Origin of the sequence: Aquisalimonas sp., assembly GCF_007120195.1 — a bacterium.
Taxonomy (GTDB): domain Bacteria; phylum Pseudomonadota; class Gammaproteobacteria; order Nitrococcales; family Aquisalimonadaceae; genus Aquisalimonas.
The window spans coordinates 1-6,177 of sequence record NZ_SKOG01000207.1 but is presented as its reverse complement, the minus strand read 5'-3'; the positions used below and the strand labels follow the sequence as shown (position 1 = coordinate 6,177).

Below are 6,177 nucleotides of genomic sequence, written 5' to 3'. Positions count from 1 at the left end.
GGCGAGCGCCGCATCGAGTTCCCGCATGGTGCGGAGTTCCTCGTACACGGAGAGCGGCATGTAGAACTCCGCTGGGCACTGCCGTGCCAATCGCAGAAAGGTCTGCAGCACCTCCGTGGCGCTGTCTCCGAACTGGGCGGAAACATGGGGGTTGGTGAAAACACTCGTATCCAGGACGAACCGGCGCATGGAAGGCCCTGCGTCTGAGAGCTTGTCCCTGCATCATGGGAGCGGCACACCATCGGCGTCAATGTCCGCGGCGTCTTGTGTGCAGTCGCCTTAGTACCCAAGCGGTGCTGGCCCGGCATGCTCACGAGCTCGCCGGTTCCCCCGCCGCCTGCCGCCCCGCCCAGCGGCTATCGGCCAAGCGGTCCTGCGCGGCCCGGTATTCATGCGCCAGGTTACGCACCACCTCGGCGACCGGGAGGACCTCATGGATATTGCCCACGCCCTGGCCAGCGCCCCAGATGTCTTTCCAGGCCTTGGACTTGCTGCTGCCCCCGGAGCCGAAGGCCATCTTGCTTTTGTCTCCCTCCGGGAGATTCTTCGGATCCAGACCCGCGTTGGCGATGCTGCCTCCAAGGTAGTTGCCATGCACACCGCTGAACAGGCTTGTGTAGACGATATCCCGCGCGCTGGAGCCCAGGATCATCGCCTTGTACTCCGGGTCGGCGTTCGCCTCCGCCGTGGCAATGAAGCGTGTCCCGATGTAGGCCAGGTCCGCGCCCATGCTTTGCGCCGCCAGCACATGTTCGCCGCGGGTGATTGCCCCCGAGAGGATGATCGGCCCGTCGAAGAAGCCGCGGATCTCCGAGACCAGGGCAAAGGGGCTGAGCGTGCCCGCATGGCCGCCGGCGCCGGCGCACACCAGAATCAGCCCGTCCACACCGGCCTCAATGGCCTTTTCCGCGTGACGCACGCTGATGACGTCGTGAAACACCAGACCGCCGTAGGAGTGCACCGCCGGAATGGCTTCCGTGGGGGCGCGCAGGCTGGTAATGACAATGGGGGCCTCGTATTTCACGCACAGCTCCAGATCGTGCTGCAGGCGGTCATTGCTCTTGTGGACGATCTGGTTCACCGCATACGGCGCCACCCGCCGCTCGGGATACGCCGCCTTGTAGTCCGCGAGCTCGGTGCTGATGCGCTGCAGCCAGACCTCGAGCTGTGCCGCCGGGCGCGCATTGAGCGCCGGGAAGGAACCGACGATGCCCGCCTTGCACTGGGCAATGACCAACTCGGGATGGGAAACGATGAACATCGGCGAGCCGATGATCGGCAGCGAGAGGCTGTCTTCGAGAATGCGTGGCACTGTCATGTAAAGGCCTATGGTTGGGGGGGCTGCGCAGCGGCGCGAAAGTAGCAGTGTCGAGACTAAGCAAATATGTCGTTGCTGACCACAGTGGCGACGCGGCGGCGCCGTGTGGCGGGCCCGGCATCAATGCCGCAGCTTGTGGTACTGCGCCAGGGCGTGATTCCGATCGCGGGCTGGCCAGCCCCATCCGGCCGACGATCGCAGCAAACGCCCCGCCCGGCAGCTGGGTACAGCGGAGGCCCAATAGCGCGACGAACGCCGCGTGCCCAGGTAATCGCGCCCCAGGCTGGCGCAGTCGCCCGCTCAGAGTCGCTCGATAATGGTGACGTTGGCGAGCCCGCCGCCTTCGCACATGGTCTGCAGACCGTAGCGCCCGTTGTGCTGTCTCAGCCCGTGGACCAGTGTGGTCATCAGCTTCGTGCCGGAGGCGCCCAGCGGGTGGCCCAGCGCAATGGCCCCGCCGTTGATATTGAGCCGCTCCGGGTCGGCGCCGATCGCCTGCAGCCAAGCCAGCGGCACGGGGGCGAAGGCCTCGTTGACCTCAAACAGATCAATGTCGCCGGTTGCAAGGCCGGCCTTTTGCAGCGCTTTTTCCGTCGCCGGTAGCGGCGCTTCCAGCATGATCACCGGGTTGTGGCCGATGACGGTCATGTGGTGGATTCGGGCCAAAGGTTCGACGTCCAGCCGTTTCAGCCCCCGTTTGCTGACGACCAGGACGCCGCTTGCGCCATCGCAGATTTGGCTCGCGTTGGCCGCGCTGATGGAGCCGCCTTCCCGGAGCACATTCACGCTGGAGATGCCCTCCAGTGAGACGTCGAAGCGAATGCCTTCATCAACCGTGTGCAGCTCGTCGTGGCCATCGCCATCGAAGGTGCGCACCGGCACCGGGAGGATCTCCTCGTCGAAACGGCCGGTTTGAGTGGCATCGATGGCGCGCCGGTGACTCCGCAGCGCATAGGCATCGAGTTCCGCTTTATGGAGCCCATACTTTTTTGTCATCGTTTCCGCGCCCATAAACTGGGTAAACTCCGCGACGTGCGGATACCGTTCGCGGATACCCGGGCTCATGTAATGGCCCATGCCGGCCTTTTTCGGTAGAGCGACGGTCGAGAACATGGGCACGCGGGTCATGCTCTCCACCCCCGCGGCGATGACCACATCCATGGAACCGGCCATGACGGCCTGTGCGGCAAAGTGCAGCGCTTGCTGCGACGATCCGCACTGGCGGTCGACCGTGGTGCCGGGTACGGATTCCGGCAGGTTCGAGGCCAGTACGGCATTGCGCCCGACGTTCATGGCCTGCTCGCCCGTCTGGCTGACACAACCCATGATGACATCCTCGACCATGGCCGGCTCCGCTTGCGCGCGATCCAGCAAACCGTTGAGCACCTGGGCGGCGAGGTCCGCTGGATGCCAGCCGGACAGGCGGCCGCCCTTGCGCCCGCCGGCCGTGCGTGTCGCTGCCACGATGTAAGCTTCATTCATGCGCTGTATCCTTCCTGAATTGAGACGGGGGGCAACCTTTGGTGTCGTCACCGATGAACCGACAAACTCAAACCGGGTTGGTGCTCATTGTGGCAGGCAACGCAATAGGGAGAACAAAAACGGCATGCCTCGGTGTTGTGAAGCATGCCGTTGTGTTTCCGGGCCGTTGGCGTTGCGCGCGATCCGGGATCAGCGGGTTGCTCTGTCCGGCTCCCCGCGCTGCTCGGAGTCAACCGGCACGGCGCGCAGGGGCAGCTCCTGTGAAATCGCGCCACTGTCCCGCAGTACCCGTTCTTTTTCCGTAAGCTCGGACCGCGGTTCCTCCCACTCGAGAATGAACCGCTCCTCCACCCGTGTCTGTGGATGCTTGAGGCGCCATTCGATGGCTCGCTCCTGTGCATCGCCACGCGGCTCGAGGGCGTCACGCTCCACCAACTCGGTCGGCTCTGTGACCGGATTCGGCGCAAAGCCGTAGTCGATGACACGCTCTTTTGTCTCGTCTGCCGCGAGCGCAAGGGTGGGCACACTGGCAAAGGCAATGGCTGTCATCAGGCTTCGGAGTTGCATAGCACACCTCCACGTTGACGCGTTCAGCCCCGGCACGGTCGATCCGTCGGGGATATCGCAAGGACGCAGCGCCGAGGCCAGAAGTTCCCGAGCCGCCCAGAGGCAAGGCAGAATCCCACGAGCTTGGGTTACAGGACACTAGGGAGCCCAGCTCGCCAGGATTCTTAGGCGGAGTGCTGTGGTTCGGCGTGCTCGAGGACTTCACGGATCTCCTCCACCTCCAGGGATTCACGCTCCTCGAGCGCCGTGGCCAGGGCATCCAGGCGGTGCTGGTTGCGCTCCAGCGTCTCCCGGGCGTGCCGGGCGATGTCCATGATCAGTTGCCGGACCTCCTGGTCGATCACCTCGGCCGTGGCCTCGCTGTGCTCGCGGCCCTGGGCGAGTTCCTTGCCCAGGAATACATGCTGGTCGCTCTGGGGAAAGGCCACCGGGCCGATGCGCGGACTCATGCCCCAGTGCGCCACCATGCGCCGCGCGAGTTGTGTTGCTTGCTTGAGGTCATTTTCGGCACCGCTGCTGACTTCGCCGAAGATAATGGATTCGGCCGTTCGACCGCCGAGCATGACCCCGATCCGGTCCCGCAGGTAGGCCTCGCCGTAGTTGTAGCGTTCCTCACTGGGAACCTGGGCGGTAATGCCAAGCGCCTGCCCCCGCGGGATGACAGTGACCTTTTCGAGAGGGTCGGCATTCGGCAGCAGATAGGCGAGCAGGGCGTGGCCGGATTCGTGATAGGCCACGATTCGCCGCTCTCGGGCCGAGAGTGCGGCCTCGCGCGCTTCCCCCAACAGCATTCGGTCCCGGGCGTCGGAAAAGCAGTTCCAGTCGACCTCGCTCTGGCCGCGTCGCCCGGCGAGCAGGGCGGCCTCGTTGACAAGATTGGCCAAGTCCGCGCCGGAGAATCCGATGGTGACCTCCGCCAGCCGACCCAGGTCGACATCCTCCGCCATGGGCACCTTCTGCGTGTGCACCCGGAGGATGTCACGGCGGGCGTCACGGTGCGGGCGCTCCAGCGTGATCTTGCGGTCGAAGCGTCCGGGGCGCATCAAGGCGGCGTCGAGCACGTCCGGGCGGTTGGTCGCGGCCAGCACCACCACGGACTCGTTGGCCTCGAAACCGTCCATCTCGGCGAGAATCTGGTTGAGCGTCTGCTCGCGCTCGTCGTGGCCGCCTCCCATGCCGGTACCCCGCGAACGGCCAATGGAGTCGATCTCGTCGATGAAGACGACGGCCGGGGCCTCCTGCTTGGCCTGCTTGAAGAGGTCGCGCACCCGGGATGCGCCCACACCCACGAACATCTCGATGAACTCCGAGCCGCTGATACTGAAAAACGGCACCCCGGCCTCGCCGGCCACCGCTTTGGCCATCAGCGTCTTGCCAGTCCCGGGCGGACCCATCATGAGAATGCCCCGCGGAATCTGGGCGCCGAGGCGCTGAAAACGCGCCGGATCCTTGAGGAACTCCACCACCTCGGTGACGTCCTGCTTGGCGTTGTCCGAGCCCGCGACATCCTGCAGACGCACGGCGCTGTCCTCCCGGTGAAATTTCTTCGCCTGGGATTTTCCGAAACCGAAGGGCCCACCTCCGGCCATCGCGCGCTGCTGCATTCGGTGCCAGAACCAGAACAGCAACGCCAGCAGGAGGATCCAGGGCAGGGCGCCCACCAGGATCTGCTGCCACCACGGCGGATCCGCCGGCCGCGCCGCGATGTTGACATTGTTGGCCTCCAGGGTCTGCAGCAGGCGGGTGTCCTCGATGTCCGGGCGAACCGTCTCGAAGGTTTCGGCTTCGCCGACATCCAGGGCCTCCCGGCCCGCCTCCGTGAGGCTGCCCTCGATGTGCTCGCCGCGCAGGGTGACCTCATCCACATAGCCGGCCTCCACCGCCTCCCGGAACTCGGTGTAAGCGAGCTCCGCGCGTTGCGGCTGCTCGAGGGCATCCATGTAGTAGACGAGCAGCAGAATACCCAGGCATAGCCACAGGAACATCAGCCATTGCTGCTGCGGCGTCGCCTGCTGCTGGCCCGGCAGTCCCGGCCGACTGCGCTCGGGCTTTTCTTGGTGCTCCGTACCCCGTTGGTTCTCTTGTGCCATAGTCGTATCGGTGCAGCGACAACTCATCGCAACATGGGGTTGATCGCTGCGCATTACAACCGGCGCCCGCTTCAGCCCGCGAAGGTCGCTGAATTCTCAAGAGCCCGTCATGAGCCACCCGAACGGCTCATGCGACAACCAGGAGAAAGACGATGCAGTATGTCGGTCACATCGAGTTTGCGATCACCTCCCGTGCGCCGGAACAGGTCACAGCCGAAATGCCGATTCAGGCGGGCATTCTCAACCCTTTCGGCACCGTCCATGCGGGAGCGACGCTCTGGTTTGCCGACGTCACTGCAACCCATCTCGTACTGGAAGGGAGGGATCCGACGGCCGGCATGGTAGGTTTCCCCCTTGCCATCAATCTGAGCGCCAACCTCGCGGGTAATCAGGCGGACGGCGTGTTCACCGCGGTCGCGCGCTATGTCAAGCGGGGCAGGTCCGTCAGCATTGTTCGAACCACAGTCACCGGACACGGGGAGCGCCTCATCGCGGATGTGACCACGAGCCACGTGGCGTCGAAGTAGGAACCACGCCCGCGGGCGGGCGCCTCGAGGTGGAGACGGCGCTCAGGGCCTCTTCCCGACCAAAGTGGTCTCCTAGTGTCCTGTCCCGCAAATACCGTTACGATTGTCGCGGCCCTGACGGCCCCTGGCGGCGTTGCGCCTCCTCGCCGTAGTCCCCGCTACGCCTCGTCGGCGCGCCTTGCCAGGAACCGTC

General features: G+C 65.0%; 6 protein-coding genes. 1 reads left to right on the top strand and 5 read right to left on the bottom strand.

Annotation, left to right across the window (positions count from 1 at the left end; translation table 11 throughout):
* The 5 genes from QZT63_RS14670 to ftsH form a co-directional block, all read right to left on the bottom strand.
* On the bottom strand, positions 1-189 hold a 189-nt coding region (locus tag QZT63_RS14670; protein WP_290652237.1), incomplete at its 3' end, for a PIN domain-containing protein.
* Between the two features lie 121 nt (positions 190-310).
* A complete protein-coding gene (locus QZT63_RS14665) occupies positions 311-1,318 on the bottom strand; it encodes a nitronate monooxygenase family protein (RefSeq protein ID WP_290652236.1) in 1,008 nt (335 codons plus the stop codon).
* Positions 1,319-1,618: 300 nt separating this feature from the next.
* Positions 1,619-2,800 (bottom strand): acetyl-CoA C-acetyltransferase, encoded by a 1,182-nt coding sequence (locus tag QZT63_RS14660; RefSeq protein ID WP_290652235.1) that lies wholly within the window; start codon positions 2,798-2,800, stop codon positions 1,619-1,621.
* A gap of 189 nt (positions 2,801-2,989) precedes the next feature.
* Positions 2,990-3,367, bottom strand: a complete 378-nt coding sequence (locus tag QZT63_RS14655; RefSeq protein WP_290652234.1) for a hypothetical protein — start codon at positions 3,365-3,367, stop codon at positions 2,990-2,992.
* 164 nt (positions 3,368-3,531) lie between these two features.
* Positions 3,532-5,457: an ATP-dependent zinc metalloprotease FtsH gene (gene ftsH, locus QZT63_RS14650; RefSeq protein ID WP_290652233.1), complete on the bottom strand. Its 1,926-nt coding sequence runs from the start codon at positions 5,455-5,457 to the stop codon at positions 3,532-3,534.
* 152 nt (positions 5,458-5,609) lie between these two features.
* Between ftsH and QZT63_RS14645 the strand changes: the two genes are divergently transcribed.
* Complete coding sequence (locus QZT63_RS14645; protein WP_290652232.1) at positions 5,610-5,984, top strand: PaaI family thioesterase; 375 nt, start codon at positions 5,610-5,612, stop codon at positions 5,982-5,984.
* Positions 5,985-6,177: the final 193 nt, after the last annotated feature.

Coding starts and splice junctions, on each gene's coding strand:
- QZT63_RS14645 (WP_290652232.1), top strand. CDS start 5,610: ATGCAGTATGTCGGTCACATCGAGTTTGCGATCACCTCCCGTGCGCCG.
- ftsH (WP_290652233.1), bottom strand. CDS start 5,457: ATGGCACAAGAGAACCAACGGGGTACGGAGCACCAAGAAAAGCCCGAG.
- QZT63_RS14655 (WP_290652234.1), bottom strand. CDS start 3,367: ATGCAACTCCGAAGCCTGATGACAGCCATTGCCTTTGCCAGTGTGCCC.
- QZT63_RS14665 (WP_290652236.1), bottom strand. CDS start 1,318: ATGACAGTGCCACGCATTCTCGAAGACAGCCTCTCGCTGCCGATCATC.
- QZT63_RS14660 (WP_290652235.1), bottom strand. CDS start 2,800: ATGAATGAAGCTTACATCGTGGCAGCGACACGCACGGCCGGCGGGCGC.